General features: G+C 72.2%; 19 protein-coding genes. 12 read left to right on the top strand and 7 right to left on the bottom strand.

All coding sequences use genetic code 11. The annotated features are described in order from the left end of the window. Positions 1-9: 9 nt before the first annotated feature. Positions 10-2,511, bottom strand: a complete 2,502-nt coding sequence (locus ACFSKW_RS15790; RefSeq protein WP_379572976.1) for an AAA family ATPase — start codon at positions 2,509-2,511, stop codon at positions 10-12. A 64-nt stretch (positions 2,512-2,575) separates the two neighbouring features. Between ACFSKW_RS15790 and ACFSKW_RS15785 the strand changes: the two genes are divergently transcribed. The 3 genes from ACFSKW_RS15785 to ACFSKW_RS15775 are packed head-to-tail and all read left to right on the top strand — an operon-like array spanning position 2,576 to position 5,754. Next, complete coding sequence (locus ACFSKW_RS15785; protein ID WP_379572975.1) at positions 2,576-3,292, top strand: hypothetical protein; 717 nt, start codon at positions 2,576-2,578, stop codon at positions 3,290-3,292. Positions 3,293-3,319: 27 nt separating this feature from the next. Beyond that, positions 3,320-4,204, top strand: a complete 885-nt coding sequence (locus tag ACFSKW_RS15780) for an ABC transporter ATP-binding protein (protein WP_379572974.1) — start codon at positions 3,320-3,322, stop codon at positions 4,202-4,204. Next, entirely contained in the window at positions 4,201-5,754 is a 1,554-nt protein-coding gene (locus tag ACFSKW_RS15775) for an ABC transporter permease (RefSeq protein WP_379572973.1), read from the top strand. Before ACFSKW_RS15780 ends, ACFSKW_RS15775 begins: the two co-directional genes overlap by 4 nt. A gap of 88 nt (positions 5,755-5,842) precedes the next feature. Here the strand turns inward: ACFSKW_RS15775 and ACFSKW_RS15770 are convergent, their stop codons facing one another. Continuing rightward, positions 5,843-6,766: a DUF5996 family protein gene (locus ACFSKW_RS15770; protein WP_379572972.1), complete on the bottom strand. Its 924-nt coding sequence runs from the start codon at positions 6,764-6,766 to the stop codon at positions 5,843-5,845. 186 nt (positions 6,767-6,952) lie between these two features. Here ACFSKW_RS15770 and ACFSKW_RS15765 point away from each other — a divergent pair, with 186 nt between their 5' ends. Further along, positions 6,953-7,876, top strand: a complete 924-nt coding sequence (locus tag ACFSKW_RS15765; protein ID WP_379572971.1) for a DoxX family protein — start codon at positions 6,953-6,955, stop codon at positions 7,874-7,876. 25 nt (positions 7,877-7,901) lie between these two features. Here the strand turns inward: ACFSKW_RS15765 and ACFSKW_RS15760 are convergent, their stop codons facing one another. After that, complete coding sequence (locus ACFSKW_RS15760; RefSeq protein WP_379572970.1) at positions 7,902-8,471, bottom strand: TIGR03086 family metal-binding protein; 570 nt, start codon at positions 8,469-8,471, stop codon at positions 7,902-7,904. A gap of 81 nt (positions 8,472-8,552) precedes the next feature. Here ACFSKW_RS15760 and ACFSKW_RS15755 point away from each other — a divergent pair, with 81 nt between their 5' ends. The 3 genes from ACFSKW_RS15755 to ACFSKW_RS15745 are packed head-to-tail and all read left to right on the top strand — an operon-like array spanning position 8,553 to position 13,491. Continuing rightward, positions 8,553-11,189 (top strand): ATP-binding protein, encoded by a 2,637-nt coding sequence (locus tag ACFSKW_RS15755; RefSeq protein WP_379572969.1) that lies wholly within the window; start codon positions 8,553-8,555, stop codon positions 11,187-11,189. Positions 11,190-11,191: 2 nt separating this feature from the next. After that, a complete protein-coding gene (locus ACFSKW_RS15750; protein WP_379572968.1) occupies positions 11,192-12,079 on the top strand; it encodes an alpha/beta fold hydrolase in 888 nt (295 codons plus the stop codon). Then, positions 12,076-13,491 (top strand): MFS transporter, encoded by a 1,416-nt coding sequence (locus ACFSKW_RS15745; protein WP_379572967.1) that lies wholly within the window; start codon positions 12,076-12,078, stop codon positions 13,489-13,491. The genes ACFSKW_RS15750 and ACFSKW_RS15745 overlap by 4 nt, the downstream gene beginning before the upstream one ends. On the opposite strand, the gene ACFSKW_RS15740 is transcribed toward ACFSKW_RS15745, so the two are convergent. Both ACFSKW_RS15740 and ACFSKW_RS15735 read right to left on the bottom strand, forming a co-directional pair. Further along, positions 13,473-14,627, bottom strand: a complete 1,155-nt coding sequence (locus ACFSKW_RS15740; protein WP_379572966.1) for an MFS transporter — start codon at positions 14,625-14,627, stop codon at positions 13,473-13,475. The two genes, ACFSKW_RS15745 and ACFSKW_RS15740, sit on opposite strands and share 19 nt — an antisense overlap. Before the next feature lie 45 nt (positions 14,628-14,672). Then, positions 14,673-14,843, bottom strand: a complete 171-nt coding sequence (locus ACFSKW_RS15735; RefSeq protein WP_379572965.1) for a DUF3073 domain-containing protein — start codon at positions 14,841-14,843, stop codon at positions 14,673-14,675. Positions 14,844-14,919: 76 nt separating this feature from the next. On the opposite strand from ACFSKW_RS15735, the gene ACFSKW_RS15730 reads away from it, so the two are divergent. Beyond that, entirely contained in the window at positions 14,920-15,261 is a 342-nt protein-coding gene (locus ACFSKW_RS15730; protein ID WP_379572964.1) for an ArsR/SmtB family transcription factor, read from the top strand. Here the strand turns inward: ACFSKW_RS15730 and ACFSKW_RS15725 are convergent, their stop codons facing one another. After that, positions 15,262-15,687 (bottom strand): carotenoid oxygenase family protein, encoded by a 426-nt coding sequence (locus tag ACFSKW_RS15725; protein ID WP_379572963.1) that lies wholly within the window; start codon positions 15,685-15,687, stop codon positions 15,262-15,264. On the opposite strand from ACFSKW_RS15725, the gene ACFSKW_RS15720 reads away from it, so the two are divergent. From ACFSKW_RS15720 to ACFSKW_RS15705, 4 genes are read left to right on the top strand one after another with little or no spacing between them, the layout of a single operon-like run. Next, positions 15,655-15,900 (top strand): hypothetical protein, encoded by a 246-nt coding sequence (locus tag ACFSKW_RS15720; RefSeq protein WP_379572962.1) that lies wholly within the window; start codon positions 15,655-15,657, stop codon positions 15,898-15,900. The genes ACFSKW_RS15725 and ACFSKW_RS15720 overlap by 33 nt on opposite strands. An 11-nt stretch (positions 15,901-15,911) precedes the next feature. Then, positions 15,912-16,790, top strand: coding sequence for a 1,4-dihydroxy-2-naphthoyl-CoA synthase (locus ACFSKW_RS15715; RefSeq protein ID WP_379572961.1), 879 nt, complete (start codon positions 15,912-15,914; stop codon positions 16,788-16,790). Next, positions 16,790-17,707: an aminoglycoside phosphotransferase family protein gene (locus tag ACFSKW_RS15710; RefSeq protein WP_379572960.1), complete on the top strand. Its 918-nt coding sequence runs from the start codon at positions 16,790-16,792 to the stop codon at positions 17,705-17,707. Before ACFSKW_RS15715 ends, ACFSKW_RS15710 begins: the two co-directional genes overlap by 1 nt. A 40-nt stretch (positions 17,708-17,747) precedes the next feature. Then, positions 17,748-18,263, top strand: a complete 516-nt coding sequence (locus ACFSKW_RS15705) for a CGNR zinc finger domain-containing protein (RefSeq protein WP_379572959.1) — start codon at positions 17,748-17,750, stop codon at positions 18,261-18,263. Positions 18,264-18,346: 83 nt separating this feature from the next. On the opposite strand, the gene ACFSKW_RS15700 is transcribed toward ACFSKW_RS15705, so the two are convergent. Further along, positions 18,347-18,805: a rhodanese-like domain-containing protein gene (locus ACFSKW_RS15700; protein WP_379572958.1), complete on the bottom strand. Its 459-nt coding sequence runs from the start codon at positions 18,803-18,805 to the stop codon at positions 18,347-18,349. Between the last annotated feature and the right edge of the window lie 218 nt (positions 18,806-19,023).

Genomic DNA, 19,023 nt, shown 5'->3' with positions numbered 1-19,023 from the left:
TATATGGGCTTATGTGAGATGCAGGCTGGCCAGTTCCGTCCTGTTGGAGACACCGAGCTTGGGGAAGGCCCGGTAGAGGTGGTGGCCGACGGTCTTCGGGCTGAGGAAGAGCTGGGCGCCGATCTCCTTGTTCGTCGCCCCAGTGGCCGCGAGCCTGACGATCTGGAGCTCCTGCGGGGTGAGCTCGGACAGCGAGCCGTCCGCCGGGCGCGCGACGACGGCCTCGCCGGCCGCCCTGAGCTCGGCCCTGCAGTGGTCGGCCCACAGGACGGCCCCCGCCTGTTCGAAGGCCTCCATGGCCGCCCTGAGCTGGATCCTCGCCTCGCTCTTCCGCCGGGACCTGCGCAGCCACTCGCCGTAGTGCAGTCTGCTCCTGGCCTGCTGGAGAGGGAGGTCGGGGCACGAGACGGCCTGCTCGTAGTGCTCCTCGGGCTCGTCGGCGAGCATGGCGAGACAGCGCTGCCGCACGGCCAGCGCCCACGGCAGGCCGGACGCCAGCGCCCAGCTCTCGTACCTGCCAAGCGCCCCTTCGGCAGGACGGCCCGCGCGGACGGCCGCCTCGACCTGGTCGGCGGCGAAGCACACGCCGTGCGGCCGATGGGCCAGGCGGCCGAGCCGGTCGAGCGCGGACTCCCACCTACCGGAGAGCAGGTCGTAGACGGCGCGGGCCCGCTCGGCCCAGTCGCCGTCCAGCTCGCCGCCCGGCTGTTCGCCGCGCAGCGCTGCGGCGTGGGCCAGCAGCCCGCGGGCAACGACCGCGTGCCTGCGCTGTCCGGTGTCCTCGGCGATGCGCACGGCCTCGCCCGCCGTCGCCTCGGCCGCCCTGGTGAAGCCCAGCAGCGTCTCGGTCTCCGCCAGGACGGCGAGCACGCCGGGCAGCCAGCCGATCGCGCCGCGGAAGCGCAGGTCGGCGGCCAGCGCCCGCAGGTGGTCGCGGGCGGTGGCGAAGTCGCCGGACAGCAGGGCGAAGGAGGTGGGGTTGAGGTCCAGGCCGTCCCTGCGTTCAGGCGCCTCGCCGAGGTGCCGCCTGATCAGGTCGAGGCCCGTTCCCGGGTCGGCCCCGAGCAGTTCCACGGCCCCGCCGACCAGGCCCGCACGGCCCTCGCCCATGCGGTCCCTGACGGCGCGCAGCCCCTCGACGTCGCCGACCGACCAGGCCACGCGGGCCGCCTCGACGAGCAGATCCTGTCCCGCGTCGAGGAGGAGCCGCCAGGCGGACTCGGGTGAGCCGTGCTCGAACTCGATGCGGGCGCGCAGCCGTACGAGTTCCTGCGAGGACCCCGCGAGGTGGGCCGACTGGTCGAGCAGGACGCGGGCCCGCTCGCCCTGCCCCGAGTCGGCGGCGAGCGCGGCGGCGGCGGTGAGCCTGCGGGCCCGCTCGCCGGTGTCGGGGGTGAGACGGGCGGCGCGTTCGAGCGCGGCGGCGGCCTCGCCGTAACCGGAGACCTCGCGGGCCGTCGCGGCCGCGGCCTCCAGCGCGGCGGCCACCTCCTCGTCCGGGCCGGTGGCAGCGGCGGCCAGGTGCCTGGCGCGGCGCTCGTCCGACGTGACGTCGGCCAGGGCGCGATGGACGGCGACGCGTTCGCCGAACGAGGCGCTCTGGTAGGCGGCGGCGCGCACGAGCGGATGCCGGAAGTCCGCGCCCGCGACCAGGCCCGCCGACTCGGCGGGGGCCAGCGCGGCGATGGACAGTCCCGTCGCCTGGAGCGCGGCGGAGAGCTCGCCCTCGGCCGCCAGAGCGAGCAGCAACGTGCGGGTGTCGGGCGGCAGGGCGGCGACGCGGTCCTGGTAGGCCTCCTGGAGGCGGTGCGGGATCGGCAGCGGCCCCGCGGCCAGCGAGTCGACGTCCATGCGGGGCAGCTCGATCAGGGCGAGCGGATTGCCGCCCGACTCGGCGACGACACGGTCCCTCGTGGCCGGCGGCAGCCCGGGGGCCCGCTCGGCCAGTACCTCCAGCGCGGCGGCCCGCTCCAGACCCTCCAGGCGCAGCTCAGGCAGCCCTGCCGTGGTGAAGAGGTCGCGCTCCACGCACCTGGTCGCGAAGACCAGCACGACACCATCGGCCTCCAGCCGCCTGGCGGCGAACAGCAGCGCGTCCAGCGAGGCGCGGTCGATCCAGTGGGCGTCGTCCAGCAGGCACAGCAGCGGGCCATGCTCGGCCAGCAGCGTCAGCGTGGCCAGTCCCGTCAGGAACCTGTCATGACCCCCGGGGCCCGCGGCCAGCCCCAGCACCCCGCGCAGCGCGTCGGCCTGCGGCTCCGGCAGCGCGTCGAGCCCCCCGAGCAGCGGGCGCAGGATGAGGTGGAGCGCCGCGAACGGCAGCTCCGCCTCCGTCTCCACTCCCTCCACGCGCAGCACGCGGATGCCCGCGTCGTGCGCGGCGGCGCCGAGCAGAGCGGTCTTACCCGTTCCCGGTTCGGCACGGATCACGAGGGCGGCGCTGTGCCCCTGCCTCGCGTCGGCGACGAGCCCGCGGAGACGGTCCAGCTCCTTCTGACGGCCATGCAACATGGCAGGCAACATATCGGGCGAATGCCTGATACCTGGATTCTCATCCGGTTCCTACCGTCGGCCCATGTTCTCCCTTGACGAGCGGGACCGCCGCTGGGCCCTCATGCGCGACCTCATGGACGGCGAGAACGTCGAGGCGGTGCTCGCCTACGACGGCTCCTACCTGACCGACGCCGCGGACACCACCGCGATCGTGCCCAGGCACGGCGCCCCCGTCTGCCTGGGAGCGCGCTCCCCGTGGATGGGCGGGGCGCGCGCCGCCAGGCACGCCTACGGCATCGCCGAGGCCGCGAAGGACCTGGGGCTCGACTACGCGCGGGTCGGGGTGGTGGGGCTGGACGGCGTGCCGTACCCGGTGTGGGACAGCGTGCTCCGCCAGCTCCCGCAGGTCACGTTCCTGTCGGTGTGGCCAGGCTTCCTCCGGCGCACGATGCCGCAGTCGGACGAGGAGCTCGCGGTGATCACGAAGGGCGCGGCCATGAGCGCGGCCATGGCCGCGGCCTCCGGCGCCGAGGTCTCCCTCCTGTACGGCTTCCGCGAGACCGTCCACCGGCCAGGTCCCGTCGAGTACCCCACGCTCCGGCCTGGGACGCTGTTCGGCGAGGTGAAGCTGGGTGAGGACCAGTCGCTGCACGGCCTCAACCCGCGCGGTGCGCTCCACACGGCGAGCGGCGAGATCGTCGGCTACGACCTGGAGCTCGTCGAGGGGATGACGTTCGCGCTGCGCACGCCCGGCGGGATCCGCACGCTCATCATTGGGCACCTGCCCGATACCGGCTGATCTCAGGATTTTCTAGGTTTTCGAGCCATGAACACCGCGATCTCCGTCCGCGAGCTCCGCAAGAGCTTCGGCAAGGCCCACGCGCTCGACGGCCTGAACCTTGAGGTGAACACGGGCGAGGTGCACGGCTTCCTCGGCCCGAACGGCGCAGGCAAGTCCACCACGATCCGCGTCCTGCTCGGCCTCATGCGAGCCGACTCAGGCACCGCCGTCCTGCTCGGCGGCGACCCGTGGAAGGACGCCACGGAGCTGCACAGGCGGCTCGCCTACGTGCCCGGCGACGTGAACCTGTGGCCTTCACTGACCGGCGGCGAGGTGATCGACCTGCTCGGCAGGCTGCGCGGCGGTCTCAACGCCGCCCGGCGCGCCGAGCTGATGGACCGCTTCGAGCTCGACCCGCGCAAGAGGGCCAAGACCTACTCCAAGGGCAACAGGCAGAAGGTCGCGCTGGTCGCGGCGTTCGCCTCCGAGGCGGACCTGCTCATCCTCGACGAGCCGACGTCGGGGCTCGACCCACTCATGGAGGCCGTCTTCCAGCAGTGCGTGCTGGAGGAGCGGCGGCGCGGCAGGACGGTGCTGCTGTCGAGCCACATCCTGTCGGAGGTCGAGACGCTCTGCGACCGGGTGAGCATCATCCGCGCCGGTCGCACTGTCGAGTCGGGCACCCTGGCCGAGCTGCGGCACCTCACCATGACGAGCATCACCGCCACGCTGTCGGGGCCGGTCCCCGACCTGCCGTGGGCGCGCGGCCTGGCGGTCGAGGGCGGGCGGATCACCTTCCAGGTGGACGACGAGGACCTCGACAAGGTGATGCGCCGGCTGGCCGAGGCGGGGATCACCGGCCTCGTCAGCCGGCCGCCGTCGCTCGAGGACCTGTTCATGCGGCACTACTCGGAGAAGAGCGACCGATGAAGACTCTCGTCAAGCTGATCCTGCGCCGCGAACGGCTGATCGCGCCGGCGTGGATGGCGCTGCCTGCCGTCCTGGCGGCGGGACAGGCCAACAGGTACGCGACCTCCATCCCCTCGATCGGCGACTTCGCCAGGGAGATGGCCGCCAACAAGGCGCTGACGGCGTTCGCGGGCGAGGTCCACTCGTCCACCGTGGCCGGGATGGCGGTGTGGAAGAACGCCGACGCGATCTACACGATCATCGCCCTGCTCGCGGTGCTCATGGTGGTCAGGCACACCCGCGCCGAGGAGGAGTCGGGCAGGGCCGAGCTGGTGGGCGCGGGCGTGGTCGGCAGGCTCGCGCCGCTCACCGCGGCGCTGACGGTGACCGCCGCCGCGACGACACTGTCGGGCCTGCTGGCCGGCCTGTCGATGGCCGCGATGGGCTACGACCTGGGGGGCTCACTGGCCTTCGGCGCCGCGATCGCCGCGGTCGGGCTCGTCTTCACCGGTGTCGGCGCGCTGGCCGCGCAGCTGACCGAGGGGGCGCGCACCGCGATCGGGCTCGCCGCCCTCGGGATCGGCGTCAGCTACCTGCTGCGATTCATCGCCGACGGCAGCGGCCTGACCGCGCTCAAGTGGCTGTCACCGCAGGGATGGAGCCATCTGGTCAGGCCGTACGGTGACGACAACTGGGCGGCCCTGCTCCCCAGCGTCGCGCTGACCGCGCTGACCGTGGCCGTCGCCTACCGGCTGGCGGCGCGCCGCGACGTCGGCCACGGCGTCATCCCGCAGCGGCCCGGCCCTGCCGGTTCCGCCTCGCTGCGGGGCCCGCTGGCCCTGGCATGGCGGCTGCAGCGGGGCCTGCTGGCCGGTTGGACCATCGGGTACACGATCGCGGGCCTGGTTCTGGGCGCGCTGGCGCTGTCGATTCCCGAGGTCTCCAGGCAGGGCGCCGCGGTCGAGGAGTTCCTGCGCCGCTACACCGCGGGCGAAGGGGTCGGCATGACGGACGCCTACCTGTGGCTGATCGCGCTCAGCCTCGGCTACGTCGCCGCGCTCTACCCGCTGCTCGCCCTGCTCCGCCTGCGCAACGAGGAGGTCGCGGGACGCGCCGAACTGGTCCTGGCCACCCCCGTCGGCCGTCTGCGCTGGGCGTGGAGCCATCTGGTGTTCGCCCTCGGCGGCAGCGTGGTGATCCTGGTGGCGTCCGGACTCGCGATGGGGCTGGCCGTCGGCGACCCGCTGGGCGTCCTTCCCGGCACGCTGGTCCAGGTGCCCGCCGTGTGGGTGCTGTCGGGGGTCGGCGTGCTCGCCTTCGGCCTGCTGCCCAAGGCCGCGGCGGGCATCAGCTGGGCGGCCTTCCTGTTCGTCAACCTCTTCGGCGAGGTGCTCGGCCCGATCATGGGCATCGACTACTGGATCGCCAAGTACGTCGTGCCCTTCCCCAACCTGCCGATGGTGCTCTCCGGCGAGGAGTTCGCCCTCGCGCCCGTGGCCGTCATGGGAGCGCTGACGCTGGCGCTCACCGCCGCGGGCCTGGCCGCGCTGAGGCGCAGGGCGCTCCTCTGAGCCCCCGGGATCGCCGGTCCCGCCGTGCTCGCAGCACTGCCGGCCCCGCCGTGTTCACGGCGGGGCCGGTCGTGTGCTCATCGCCTGGTCAGGTCGATTCCAGGTAGGGATCGGTGACGCCGTCCACGCTGGCCAGCCTGGCCGCGTCGCAGCCGGTCAGCTTGGCGCCCGCCTGGTAGGCGCTGGCCAGGAAGCCGAGCACGGTGGTGACCGGGTCGTCGCTCTGCCTGGCGTCGTCGTACTTCAGCACCGCCAGATGACTGCCTCTCGACGGGATCCAGGCCGCCCAGTCGGGCCACAGCGGCTGCTCGTGCAGGCCGTTCGGCTCGGGCGCGGTGTAGGAGTAGAAGGCGGGCCACGGCCGTTCCTCGTCGCCGAACCAGAAGCCCGCGCTGATCACCTCCCAGCTGTAGGCCTCCCTGGCCACGGCGTCGCTTCCGGGCGCCGCGCCGACGACCCTGCCGGTGAACCGGGTGACGGCGATGTCGAAGGTGTGCCAGAAGTGGTGCACGGGACTGGTCTTGCCGCAGAAGTCGGCGGCGAAGCGCTCGAGGACCTGGGCGACCTGCGACAGGACCGTCCAGTAGCGGTTGACGAGCACGGGATCGTAGGCCGCGTGCCTGGTGTCCTGGGCGAACGGGGTCCCGTCCGCCATGTCGTACGGCACCGCCTGGATCTCCACGTCGATCCCGAAGTCGTCGAGGATCTCGAAGAGCCTGGCGTAGAACCCGGCGACCGACTGGCCGACCAGCGAGAACTCCGCGCTGCGCCCGTCCACCCTGTCGACGATCAGGCGGTGGCCGACCAGGTCGAAGTCGATGCTGAACGGGTTGGGCAGGCCCATCGGCCTGGTGGTGAGGCCGCGGCCGGTCAGGTGGAAGGGCACGTTCCACCAGTGGTTGCGACGTGGGCTCGCGGCCAGCCGCACCTTCCCGACGATCTGCGCGAACCTGTGGAAGGTGTCCTTGGTCTCGAGCCATTCCTCGTACGGCATCGCGGGAAAGAGCTCCATCGACACATGCTGCCCGGCAGATAAGCCGACAGAACACCCATTCAGGCGATTTTCCGGTCACTCCTCGTTAATCGCCTCGCATGGGATCCCTGACATGCATAGCGCAGGTCAAACCTCTCCTCACAAATTCCGACATACAACGCTTTCGTCGTACAGGAGGGAAGAAAGGGAACTGGGGGGATCTTCATGACAAAGAGAATCGGCAGCGACCTCGCACTGCTCGTCGCCCGTGTGATGGTCGGCATCATCTTCATCGCCCACGGCCTGCAGAAGTGGCACGCGGGGATGGACAGCACCACCGCTGACTTCACCCAGCTCGGAGTGCCGAGCCCACAGCTCGCCGCCCTGTTCGCGACCGGTGCCGAGATCATCGGCGGGGCGATGCTCGTCGCCGGCCTCGGGGTGCGGATCGCGGCGTTCGCGCTGCTGATCGACATGGCCGGAGCGGGGATCTTCGTCGAGGCGCGCAACGGCATCTTCAACGGCGCACCGCGCTGGGAGCTCGTGGTGGCGCTCGCGGCCGCCTGCCTGATGCTGCTGACGCTCGGCGGAGGCCGTCTCGGTGTCGACGGCGTGCTCAGCCGGTGGACCGCCACGCGGGACGAACGCATCGACAACGAGGAGGCGCCCGTCTCGCCCCCGGTTCCGACAGGGGCGGTCATCCTCTCCAGGGCGTCCGAGGATCCTTCCACCGCCCGCGCCTTCATGATGGAGAGACCCCTTTCCCGGTACTCCCCCGCGGGCGCCACCCGCTCCCGCCCCACCCCTGGCCCCGACCCCGCCCACGACCTCCCCTCTGGCCCGGTCGCGCCGCCGCGTCCGGTCGCACCCTCCGGTCCCGCCACGCCCTCGGGTCCGGCCGTCGCCCCGGGGTCTGCCGCGCCTTCGGGCCCCGTCGCCGCCTCGGGTCCCGCAGCGCACGGGACCGCCAGCGGTCCCGCGGCCGCCCAGGACGCGGGCAGGCACGCGGTACCCCGGCAGGCGGGCGCGAGCGAGCCCCAGGGCGAGACGGAGAACACCGATCTGCACGACCTGCGCTCGGAGGTCGACAGGCTCAAGGGCGAGCTGGCCGCGGTCAGGCGCAGGCTCGGCGTCGGCGGGCAGGGGTGAGCGGCCCGCCGTTCCGAGGCGGGACTCAGGCGGTCCAGTGGGGATCGCGGCCGAGGTAGCGCAGCAGGACGGCCACGTCGTCGTCGCCCTCCGCGCGGTCGAGGACGGCGGCGTAGACGCCGTACGTCCTGAGCGGCTCGATGTGCTGCTCGGCGATCGAAAGCAGCTCGCGGGCCATGGCCGGGGTGAGCGGCGAGGGCTGACCCGTCGCCTTCGCGATGTCCCAGGCGTGGACGGCGGCGTCGAGCGCGCACGCCCCGATGCCGAGCGTGTAGGTCATCGTGTTCGGCGGCACGGGGACCGGGACCTCCTGGGCGTCGGGTGACACGGTCGCCCACGCGTCGGCCGAGGCCTTCATCGCCCGCTCCGCCACCTCTTCGGGTGCGTCGGCCAGCTTGCCCGAGGGGGCGAAGGGGTTCTCCTCGGGCATCGGCCCGCCGGTGATGAACGCGGCGTAGCCGATCTGGTCGCCGGCGGCGTGCTGGAGCACCTGGGTGACGTTCCACTCGGCGCAGGGGGTGGGCAGGTCCCAGCCGTCGGCGGGAACGTTGCGGATGACGGTGCGGAGGGCTTCGTGCGCCTCGGTGAGGATCATGTCTCCACTATAGCAGAACGGAACACTCCATTCCAATACCCTGTGCACGATTGACGGGCGGCGGCTCGTAGGCTCAAGCGGGTGCGTGAGAAAGACGTTCTGTACGGCAGAGCCGCCGAGCAAGCCGCCATCACCGCCGTCCTGGCCGCCGCGGACAAGGGCCACGGCCAGGCCCTCGTCGTCCGCGGCGACGCCGGGATCGGCAAGTCGGCCCTCGTCGAACACGCGGCCGGGCAGGCCGGCCCGCTGAGGGTGCTCAGGGCCACGGGCACCGAGAGCGAGGCGGGGCTGGCGTTCGCGGCGCTCCACCAGCTCCTCCGCCCCGTCACGGCCGAGCTCGACGCCCTCCCCGAGCCGCAGCGTGACGCGGTGGCCGGGGCGCTCGGCCTGGCCGCCGCCCGCAGCGACGACCGGTTCCTCGTCGCCGCGGGCGTCCTGTCCCTCCTGATCGAAGCCGCCGAGCCCGGGGGCCTGCTGGTCGTGGTCGACGACTTCCAGTGGATCGACCAGGCGTCGGCGGACGCTCTGCTGTTCGCGGCCAGGCGGCTGGGCAGCGAGCGGATCGCGATGCTGCTGGCCGTCCGCGGGGAGGCGCGCACGCCGGGGTTGCCCGAGTTGCCGCTCAGGGGGCTCGACCAGGACAGCGCCGTCACCCTCCTCGCCGAGCGGGCCGAACCCGCGCGAGAGGTAGTCGCGCGCCTGGTCGAGCTGACCGGGGGGAACCCGCTGGCCCTGCACGAGACGGTGGAGCTGCTGACCCCGGCGCAGCTGGCCGGCACGGCACCGCTGCCCGAGCCGCTGCCGGTGGGCGCGGGGATCTTCGGCGAGCAGGTGCGGCGCCTGCCCGAGGACACCCGGCACCTGCTCCTGGTGGCCGCGCTCGAAGGCAGGGGCGACCTCGACGTGGTGCTGAAGGCCGCGGACACAGCCGAGCCCGCGCTCAGGCCCGCGGAGTCGGCCGGCCTGATCAGCGTCGACTCGGCGATCAGGTTCAGGCACCCGCTGGTCAGGTCGGCCGTCTGCGCCGAGTCCAGCGCCATGCGACGGCGTGAGGTGCACCGGGCGCTCGCCGTACAGGTGGCAGACCCCGACCGGCGGGCGTGGCACAGGGCGGCGGCGACGGTGGGCCAGGACGAGGAGGTCGCGGCCGAGCTGGGCGCGTCCGCCGAGCGGGCGAAGGCGCGCGGCGGCTACGCCGACGCGGCCACCGCGCTCGTGCGGGCGGCGGAGCTGACGCCTGACAGGGAGCGGCGCGCGGTACGGCTGGCCGCGGCGGCCACCTCGGCCTGGCTCGGAGGGCGCCCGGGGCAGGCGGAGAGCTGCCTGGCCGAGGCCAGGTCGCTCGCCGACCGGCCGGAGTTCGCGCAGCTCAGAGGCAGGTTCGAGCTCAACTCCGGTGACGCGGCTGAGGCACTGCGCATCCTGTCCTCGGGCGACACGCTGGAGATGCTGGCCGACGCCTCGGAAGCGGCGTCCTACGTGGGCGACGTCGAGGCGCTCGTGGCGATCGGCCGCCGTGCCGAGGCCTTTCCCCCGAGCTTCCTGCGCGACGCGGTGGCGGGCATCGGGGCGATGCTCGGCGGCGAGCGGGACAAGGGAGCGCTGCTGCTGCGCGGGGCGCTGGGCCGTACCGGCGAGCTCCATGACGCCGCCCAGTTCCTGTGGGCCTCGGCCGCGGCCAGCTACCTGGGCGAGGCCGACGTCTCCGTCGAGCTGGTCGCCAGGGCGGGCCGCGCGGCCAGGGTCTCCGGCATGGTGGGGCAGCTACCCGTGGTGCTGGAGTTCGTGGCGACGGCCGAGCGGATCGAGGGAAGATTCGCCCACAGCGCGGCGATCGCCGAGGAGGGGCTCGAGCTGGCCCGCGAGGCCGGCTACACCAACTCGGTCGCCGCGCACCTGGCCAATCTGGCAGCGGTCGCGGCGCTCCAGGGGCGCGAGGACGACTGCGCCCGCTTCGCCAACGAGGCGCTGGCGATCGCGATCCCGCACCGTGTCGGACTGCGCGCCAGCACGGCACGCTACGCGCTGGGCCTGCTCGACCTGGGGATGGGACGCCACGCGGCGGCCCACGACCGGTTCACGGCGCTGGCCGCGACAGGGCATCCCACCGCCGTGTGGCGCTCGACGCCCGACCGGGTGGAGGCCGCGGTGCGCTGCGGCGAGCTGGACGCGGCCCGCGCCGCCTTCGCCGCCTACGAGCGCTGGTCGGCCGACGCCCGCACGCAGGAGGCGAGGGCGCTGCTGGCCAGGTGCAGGGCGCTGACCGGCGATGACGCCGCTTTCGACGAGGCCATGAACCTGCATCCCGAGGGCTTCGAGCGGGCCAGGACCGCCCTCCTGTACGGCGAGCGCCTGCGCAGGCTGCACCGTCCAGGCGACGCCCGCCCGCACCTGCGCTACGCGATGGAGACGTTCGAGCGGGCGGGCGCGGGCCCATGGGCGCGCAGGGCCGGCGACGAGCTGCGCGCGGCGGGAGAGGCGCGGGCCAGGCCGGAGCGTGACGTGCTCGGCGCGCTCACCCCGCAGGAGCTGCGCATCGCCAAGCTGGTGGCGGCGGGCGCGTCCAGCAAGGAGGTGGCCGCCCAGCTGTTCCTCAGCCCGCGCACGGTGGAGTACCACCTCTACAAGATCTATCCGAAACTCGGCGTCGGCTCCCGTACCGAACTGGCACTAGTAGTCCTACAGATGGCAGGCGACTCTCATCACGAGATGCTCTAGTCATGCAAAACACGATCTTCACCGAAGAGTTCGGCGACACCGCCCACCCGCCCGTCCTGCTCATCGCAGGCTCCATGTCACAGGGCCCCGCGAGCTGGCCCGACGCCTTCGTCGGCCGCCTCGCGGCGAGAGGACGCAGGGTGATCCGCTACGACCACCGCGACACCGGCCGTTCCAAGACGATCGACTTCGCGGCCGACCCGTACACCTGGCACGACATCAAGAACGACGCGCTGGCCGTGCTCGACGCCCACGGGATCGAGTCGGCGCACCTGGTCGGCCACTCGGCCGGCGGCGTGCTCGCCCAGTGGATCGCGGTCGAGCACCCCGAGCGGGTGTCGACGCTGACGGCCATCGGCTCCTCGCCCCTGGGCCGCCAGGAGGGGATGACCGTCATGCGCGCGCTCATGGGCGAGGAGCAGCCTGAGGGCAGCCTGCCCCCTCCCACGCCCGCGTTCGTGGACTTCTACCGCAAGATGATCACCTCTCCCCCGCCCGTGACCAGGCGGGAGCAGATCGACTTCCAGCTCGCCGAAGCGAGGGTGCTGGCAGGCGGCGGGTTCCCGTTCGACGAGGACGAGGAGCGCCGCCAGGCCGAGCGGCTGCACGAGCGGGCCCTCGACCTGTCCGCGTCGGCCAACCACCGGCTCGCGGCGGCGGCCGACATGGCGTTCGAACCCGTGGGCGTGCTGCACACGGTGAAGGCGCCCACGCTCGTCATCGAGGGCACGCACGAGCCCGCCAAGCCGGGGCACGGCGCGCTCATCGCCGAGGCCATCCCCGGGGCGGAGCTGCTGATGGTGGAGGGCATGGGCCACATGCTCGCGCCGCAGGTGCACGAGACCCTGGCCGCGGCCATCCTGAGGCACACGGTTACCGTACAAAGGTGACCTATCGCCGCAGGATACTGGTGCTGGCGATCTGCTGCATGAGCCTGCTGATCGTCAGCCTCGACAGTACGGTCCTCAACGTGGCGTTGCCGTCCATGCAACGGGAGTTCGACGCTCCCGTCTCCGCCCTGCAGTGGACGATCGACGCCTACACCCTCGTGCTGGCCTCACTGCTCATGCTGTCGGGCTCCACCGCCGACAGGTACGGCCGGCGCAGGGTGTTCCAGCTCGGGCTGCTGCTCTTCACACTCGGCTCGCTGCTGTGCAGCCTCGCTCCCGGCATGGGCTGGCTGGTCGTCTTCCGGATGATCCAGGCGGTGGGCGGGTCGATGCTCAACCCCGTCGCCATGTCGATCATCACCAACGTCTTCACCGACCCGCGCGAGAGGGCCAGGGCCATCGGCGTCTGGGGCGGCGTGGTGGGCATCAGCATGGCGGCGGGACCGCTGGCGGGCGGCCTGCTGGTGGACACGCTGGGCTGGCGCTCGATCTTCTGGCTCAACCTGCCGCTCGGCGTCGCCGCGCTGGTCCTGACCGCGCTGTTCGTGCCGGAGTCCAAGGCCCCGAGAGCGCGCAGGTTCGACCCCGTGGGACAGCTGCTGGTGATCACGCTGCTGGGCTCGCTGACGTTCGGCATCATCGAGGCGCCTGCGAAGGGCTGGTCCTCGCCGCTCATCCTCGGCTGCTTCGCCCTGGCGGCGCTCTCGCTGGCAGGGCTGCTGATCTACGAGCCGCGCAGGCCCGAACCGCTCATCGACATGCGCTTCTTCCGCAGCGTGCCGTTCAGCGGGGCGACCGCGCTGGCGGTCAGCGCGTTCGCGGCGCTGGGCGGCTTCCTGTTCATCAACACGCTGTACCTGCAGCAGGTGCGCGGCCTCGACGCGCTCCACGCGGGTCTCTACATGCTCCCCATGGCCTCGATGACGCTGCTCTTCGCGCCGCTGTCGGGGCGGATCGTCGGCGCCCGCGGTCCCAGGCTGCCGACGCTGCTGGCGGGCCTGGCCATGGCGGCCAGCGGCGTGCTGTTCGCCGCGTTCGGCGCCTGGCGGTCGGACGCGCTCATGTTCACCGCCTACGTCCTGTTCGGCGTCGGCTTCGGGATGGTCAACGCGCCGATCACGAACACCGCGGTGTCCGGCATGCCCCGCGAGCAGGCAGGGGTCGCCGCGAGCATCGCCTCCACCAGCCGCCAGATCGGCATCTCCCTCGGAGTCGCGGTCATCGGCTCGGTGATCGCCGCCACCGGACCCGCCTCACCCGCGGGCACTACCGCGTGGTGGATCATCGCGGGTTGCGGAGCCGCGGTACTGGCCGTCGGCGGCCTCACGACCGGCGCGTGGGCTGCGGCGACCGCCGACCGTACGGCGGAGCTCATGGCGGGCGAGAACCGGATTCACGCCGCCCGCTCGTAGCCGACCAGGCACGACGCGGCGGCCAGGCAGGCCGCGCACACTCCCGCCATCACCGCGGGATACCCGATGACCTGCGCGCCGGCGGCGGCCGCCAGCGGGGCCACCGCCTTCGAGACGGTGATGGGCAGGGCGAGCGCGCCGCTGAGCGTGGCGTAGACGGCCGTGTCGTAACGGTCGGCCAGCAGCGCGGGGCGGGCCAGGGTGCCGACGCCGAAGCCGAGGCCGAACAGGGTGACGGCGCCGATCGCGCCCGCCACCGTGTGACCGACCAGGGGAAGCAGCGCCGCGGCGAGACCCTGCAGCGCGAACACCGCGGCGGCGACGAGCGCGGTCGGCCGGCGGGCCTGCAGCCCCGTCGTGACCAGGCGGCCCGTGACCGACAGCACCCCGAGCAGTCCCGCGACGGTGGCGGCGAACAGCGGGGCATGTCCGAGCGCGATCAGGTACGTCACCAGCAGCACGCCGATGACCGCGACCGCGCCGGTCTGGCTCAGGAACGCGGCGGCCAGCAGCCAGAAGGGCCGTTCCCGCAGGGCGCTCCTGACGTAGCCGGGCTCCGGCGCGACCGAGGTCCTGTCACGCAAGGTCAGCCAGTGCAGGGGGACGGCGACCAGGCCGTAGCCGACGCCGAGCGCCACCAGGGCGGAGCGCCAGCCGTACCGGTCGACGAGCAGGCCCGTGAGCGGCATGAAGACGCTGGAGGCGAACCCCGCCACGATCGTGACCGCGAGCAGCGCCCGCGCCCTGCGGGCCGCGTCGTACCAGGCCACGACCACGGCGAAAGCGGCCTCGTAGAGGACCATCGCCGACGACAGGCCGACGGCCGCGAGCACCAGATAGAGCTGGGCCAGCGACCCGACCCGCGACCACGCCAGCAGTGCGAGCGCGCCCAGCAACGAGCCTGCCGTCATCAGGGTCCTGCCGCCCCTGGCGTCGAGCACCCGCCCGACCAGCGGCGCGACCAGGCCCGACACCAGGACGGCGAGCGTCAGCGCGCCCGCCACCTGGGTGATGCTCGCCCGCAGCTCCACCCGCATCGGCTGGAGAAAGACCGAGAAGGCGTAGTACAGCACGCCGTAGCCTGCGGTCTGGGTGACGGCCAGCGCGGCGACCATCTGCCCGTTTCGGGCGATCACGCCAGGTCAATGCCCAGCTGATCGCCCGTCATGCCGTGATAAAGGTCACCCGGAGGACGTCGCGGAGTCGCGCGACTGCTCCGTGGTCCCCGTGTCGTCCCTCGACGAGTCGGCGCCGAGCTCTTCGCGCAGGCGCTCGTAGTCGATGTGGTGGTTGGTGTACTTCAGCTCGCGAGCGACCTTCGTCTGCTTCGCCTTGGCTCTGCCTCGCCCCATGGCTCCACTCCCTCGATGCCCGCCATCATCCTATCAAGTTGAAGAATTGTGCAACTCGCTATATTACGATAGTTGCATGCCCGTTCCGCTGTACCAGGCCAAGGCAGATTTCTTCCGCACGCTCGGGCATCCCGTGCGCATCCAGGTGCTAGAACTCCTCAGGCAGGGTCCCAGACCGGTCCGCGATCTCCTCACCGAGATCGACGTCGAGGCCTCGAGCCTCTCCCAGCAGCTCGCGGTCCTTCGCAGAGCGGGAATCGTGAGCGCCACCCGTGACGGGGCGACCGTCGTCTACGAACTCTCCAGTCCAGACGTGGCCCATCTGCTCATCGACGCGCGGCGGATCCTGACGGACATGCTCGCCGACCAGGGCGAACTGCTCGCGGAGCTGAGGGCCGAAGGCCGCGCGGTGGGCTAGCTAGTCGGCGATCCAGCTGCCGTGGAATCCGGCGGGGACGCGGCGCGGCAGCCGTACGGAGGCGACCTCCCGCAGGTCGGTGGCCTCGTGCACGAGGAGCCTGTCGTCCACGATGGACATCAGCCGGCCCTCGTCCTCCGCGCCGGCGCCGGCCTTCGGCACGAAGACCGCCTCGCCCGCGTGCCCGTCGACCGGCGTCACCGTGCTGGTTCCGCGTTCGGTGTCGTACTTGACGACCTCGCCGCCGGTGACCGCGTAGAGGTAGCGGCCGGCGCGGCCGAGGCGGTCCTCGTTGAACGTGGGGAACTCCACGCCCCGGTCGTCCAGCTGCTCCTCCTTTACCGTGCCGAGGGAGAGGTCGAGTGTCCAGCGGTGCAGGACGGCCGCGCCCGCGTGCGGCGTCGGGTCGCTCGTGCCGCCGATCACCTTCCACGTCCTGTCGAAGAAGTCGCGCGAGGCCTGCGCGACCAGGCCACCGTCGCCGCCTCCCGGCACGAGGCGCTGGAGGGGATCAGGGCGGCGGTCGAGGAGGGCGACGACAACCTGTCGGTCTACGGCAGGATCGTGCTGGAATGGGGCCTGCGCTTCACCACGGCCCAGCGGGAATGGGCCGAATGGGCCGAGGAGCAGATCCGTTAGGCTCTTGAACCATGGTCTCCGAGCTGTTCGATCCCAAGGCCTGGCAGGTCGTCGAGGGTTTCGACTTCACCGACATCACCTACCACCGCGCCGTCGACCAGGGCACGGTCCGCATCGCCTTCAACCGGCCCGAGGTGCGCAACGCCTTCAGGCCGCAGACGGTCGACGAGCTCTACCGCGCGTTCGATCACGCCAGGCAGGCCACCGACGTCGGCTGCGTGCTGCTCACCGGCAACGGCCCCTCACCCAAGGACGGCGGCTGGGCCTTCTGCTCGGGCGGCGATCAGCGGATCAGGGGCAAGGACGGCTACCAGTACGCCGACGGCACCCCCTCGACCGGCCGCCTGCACATCCTTGAGGTGCAGCGGCTCATCCGCTTCATGCCGAAGATCGTCATCTGCGTGGTCCCCGGCTGGGCGGCCGGTGGCGGCCACAGCCTCCACGTCGTGTCCGACCTGACGCTCGCCAGCGCCGAGCACGCGCGCTTCAAGCAGACCGACGCCGACGTGGCCAGCTTCGACGGCGGCTTCGGCTCGGCCTACCTGGCCCGCCAGGTAGGCCAGAAGTTCGCCCGCGAGATCTTCTTCCTCGGCGACACCTACACCGCGGCCGACGCCCACAGGATGGGCATGGTCAACGCCGTCGTCCCGCACGAGGAGCTGGAGTCCACCGCGCTCGAATGGGCTCGGAAGGTCAACGGCAAGTCGCCCACCGCGCAGCGGATGCTGAAGTACTCCTTCAACCTCATCGACGACGGCCTGGTCGGCCAGCAGCTCTTCGCCGGCGAGGCCACCCGCCTCGCCTACATGACCGACGAGGCCGCCGAGGGCCGCGACTCCTTCCTGCAGAAGCGCGACCCCGACTGGTCGCCGTTCCCCTGGCACTTCTGATGATCGAAGTCCCCGAGGAGCTCGCGGCACACCACCTGGTGTACGCCGACGACGCGGGCCCCTCGTGGACGGCCGACCTGCCAGGCCTGGCCGAGCACTTCCTCGACCGCTGGGACCTGCGCCCCGACGGCGCGGTGCTGCACGGGATGGTGTCGCTCGTCATCCCCGTACGGCGGGCCGACGGCACCCTCGCCGCGCTCAAGCTCCAGCCCGCGACCGGCGAGAACATCGGCGAGGGCCCCGGCCTTCGCGCGTGGGCGGGTGACGGGATCGTCCACCTCCTCGACGAGGCGACCGTCCCGTCGCCGACCTCGCCGCACCGGGCCAACGCCCTCCTGCTCGAACGCCTCGACGGCGACCGCTCGCTCGAGGCCATGCCCGACTGCGAGCGAGCGCTCGAGATCCTCACCGACCTGCTCGCCCGCCTGGTCACGCACCCGGGGCCCGAGGGCATGCGGACCCTCGGCGACATCGCCTCCGGCATGCTGGAGGAGGCGCCCGAGCTGCTGCCCCAGGCCCACCCCGACGACAGGGTGTGGCTGGAGCGAAGCGCGGCCGCCGTACGCGAGTTGGCCGGCGAGGCAGGAGACCGGCTGCTCCACTGGGACCTGCACTACAGCAACGTGCTGGCAGGGGCGCGCGAACCATGGCTCGCCATCGACCCCAAGCCGCTGGTGGGCGACCCCGGGTTCGAGCTGATGCCCGCGCTGCGCAACCGCCGGCCGTCCACGGACGTGCGCGGGACGGTGCTCAGGCGGTTCGACCTGATGGTCGAAAGGCTGGGGCTGGATCGGGAGCGGGCCGTCGGATGGACGCTGGGCCGCCTGCTGCAGGACGGGCTGTGGGACCTGGAGGACGGCGAAGCCAGGATCAACCAGGACGAGATCGCCATCGCCGAGGCCCTGCTGAGCCGCTGACCACGCCCATCCATTAACCGGTCAAGCTAAGATTGATGGTGTGAACAGGCCATTGCTGGGTGAGCCCCTTCCGCTCGACCTCGTCGACACCCACTGGGTCGAGCGGGACGCGTGGGTCGACTTCCTCGACGATCCCGCCGACGTGCGACGCTGGCTGGAGGGGCACGGCCTGCCTGCCGAGGACGAGACGGCGCGGGAACGGCTCGTGGAGGTGCGGGCGGCGATGCGGGCCGTCCTCGAAGAGAGCGACGCGTCGCGGCTCAACGCCGTCCTCGACCACGGCGCGCGGCGGCCCAGGTTGCGCGGGGCGGAGCCGTACGAGGAACTGGTGCTCGACGACCCCTCGTTTCACGCGGCGTGGGTGGTCGCCGAGTCCTTCGTGAACCTGCTGCGCGAGCGGCCCGAACGGGTGCGCAAGTGCGCCAATCCCGCGTGCGTCCTGTGGTTCGCCGACGTGAGCAAGAACGGCAGGCGGCGGTGGTGCTCGATGGAGGGCTGCGGCAATCGCGCCAAGGTCGGGCGCTTCAACCAGCGGGCACGTGATCTCCGTGATTGACGCACGCTGGACGGGGTAGAACATGATCGCCCCCGGCCGCCGCGTTACAGCCGGGGGCGCCAACCGGCCCCTGTCCGCGGGCGTCAGCAGGCGCAGGCGATGCCGGACACGGGGGCGGTGAGCGGGTCGACCGGGTTCCTGGTCACACCGCCCGCGGTCTCGACGGGGAAGCCCTCGCGCGCCCAGTACTCGAAGCCGCCGAGCATCTCCTTGACGCGGTAGCCGAGCTTGGCGAACTCCAGCGCGGCCCTGGTGGCGCCGTTGCACCCCGGGCCCCAGCAGTAGGTCACCACGGTCACGTCCGCGGGCACCAGATCGGCCGCCCTGGCGGCGATCTCGGCGGTGGGCAGGTGGATGGCGCCCTCGATGTGGCCCTGGTTCCAGCTCTCCAGGCTCCGCGAGTCGATCACCACGACGCCGGGGACCTTGCCGGCCAGGTCCGACGCGACATCGGACACATCGGTCTCGAACGCGAGCCGCGCCGCGAAGTGGGCGAGCGCGGCGGTGTTGTCGGCGGCCGGCGTGGAGGTGACAGCGGACATCGGGGCTTCCCTTCTCTGACCCGTTGGTACGCCCCCCATGGTGGCCGGGAGGGGGGCGCCCGAGACAGTGGCGGAAAAGCCGCCTATCGCTAAGATCCCGCCAACCGACCTCCATCCCGGCCCGCGAGCGCGGACGAACATCACCGCACCCCCAGGCCACCGAAGAACCCCGACCTGCGCCACCGCGAGCGAGGGCTGGGGTCTTCGGCCGGACCGGC

Origin of the sequence: Nonomuraea mangrovi, from assembly GCF_042681425.1 — a bacterium.
Classification (GTDB): Bacteria; Actinomycetota; Actinomycetes; order Streptosporangiales; family Streptosporangiaceae; genus Nonomuraea; species Nonomuraea mangrovi.
The sequence above is the reverse complement of the archived record's forward strand: the minus strand, read 5'-3'. Positions and strand labels throughout refer to the sequence as shown.

Coding starts and splice junctions, on each gene's coding strand:
- ACFSKW_RS15735 (WP_379572965.1), bottom strand. CDS start 14,843: ATGGGGCGAGGCAGAGCCAAGGCGAAGCAGACGAAGGTCGCTCGCGAG.
- ACFSKW_RS15785 (WP_379572975.1), top strand. CDS start 2,576: ATGTTCTCCCTTGACGAGCGGGACCGCCGCTGGGCCCTCATGCGCGAC.
- ACFSKW_RS15730 (WP_379572964.1), top strand. CDS start 14,920: ATGCCCGTTCCGCTGTACCAGGCCAAGGCAGATTTCTTCCGCACGCTC.
- ACFSKW_RS15780 (WP_379572974.1), top strand. CDS start 3,320: ATGAACACCGCGATCTCCGTCCGCGAGCTCCGCAAGAGCTTCGGCAAG.
- ACFSKW_RS15775 (WP_379572973.1), top strand. CDS start 4,201: ATGAAGACTCTCGTCAAGCTGATCCTGCGCCGCGAACGGCTGATCGCG.
- ACFSKW_RS15790 (WP_379572976.1), bottom strand. CDS start 2,511: ATGTTGCATGGCCGTCAGAAGGAGCTGGACCGTCTCCGCGGGCTCGTC.
- ACFSKW_RS15710 (WP_379572960.1), top strand. CDS start 16,790: ATGATCGAAGTCCCCGAGGAGCTCGCGGCACACCACCTGGTGTACGCC.
- ACFSKW_RS15770 (WP_379572972.1), bottom strand. CDS start 6,766: ATGGAGCTCTTTCCCGCGATGCCGTACGAGGAATGGCTCGAGACCAAG.
- ACFSKW_RS15750 (WP_379572968.1), top strand. CDS start 11,192: ATGCAAAACACGATCTTCACCGAAGAGTTCGGCGACACCGCCCACCCG.
- ACFSKW_RS15715 (WP_379572961.1), top strand. CDS start 15,912: ATGGTCTCCGAGCTGTTCGATCCCAAGGCCTGGCAGGTCGTCGAGGGT.
- ACFSKW_RS15700 (WP_379572958.1), bottom strand. CDS start 18,805: ATGTCCGCTGTCACCTCCACGCCGGCCGCCGACAACACCGCCGCGCTC.
- ACFSKW_RS15760 (WP_379572970.1), bottom strand. CDS start 8,471: ATGATCCTCACCGAGGCGCACGAAGCCCTCCGCACCGTCATCCGCAAC.
- ACFSKW_RS15765 (WP_379572971.1), top strand. CDS start 6,953: ATGACAAAGAGAATCGGCAGCGACCTCGCACTGCTCGTCGCCCGTGTG.